The following is a 365-nucleotide window of genomic DNA, read 5'->3' on the forward strand; positions in this document are numbered from 1 at the left end:
TCAGAGGGCCGCTCAGCGACATACTGGCGACTGTCCAGGCATGGACGGGCGCTGGCTGGCCCCTCCCCCGTGCCATTTGGGAGGGACTCAAGGGGTTGGCGCGGTATTCTGATCCGCAGAAACAGGCCATGGCGATCTCTTTCGCACTTGGGGCCTTTGGCGTGGCCGTCGCTGTCAGCACCCCGCTGATGGCGGTCTTCAATCCGCGCATTGGCCGCAACCGCAAATCCCGCACGGGCCCATGGCAAGCGGGATGGATGGACCCGCGTGATGTGGCCCAGCTGAAGCGCAACAAGACCGGCCTGCCCCTCGCCCTGCACAAGGGCAAGCTCCTGCGCTACGTCAAGAACGATGCGAAGGGATGG

General features: G+C 64.9%; 1 protein-coding gene. It reads left to right on the forward strand.

Annotated features, from left to right (window positions below; translation table 11 throughout):
• Positions 1-128: 128 nt before the first annotated feature.
• Positions 129-365 (forward strand): hypothetical protein (locus FLP08_RS16190; RefSeq protein WP_202912818.1); only part of this gene is annotated, 237 nt, incomplete at its 3' end.

This window comes from Christiangramia aestuarii (genome assembly GCF_009735585.1).
GTDB lineage: Bacteria > Bacteroidota > Bacteroidia > Flavobacteriales > Flavobacteriaceae > Christiangramia > Christiangramia aestuarii.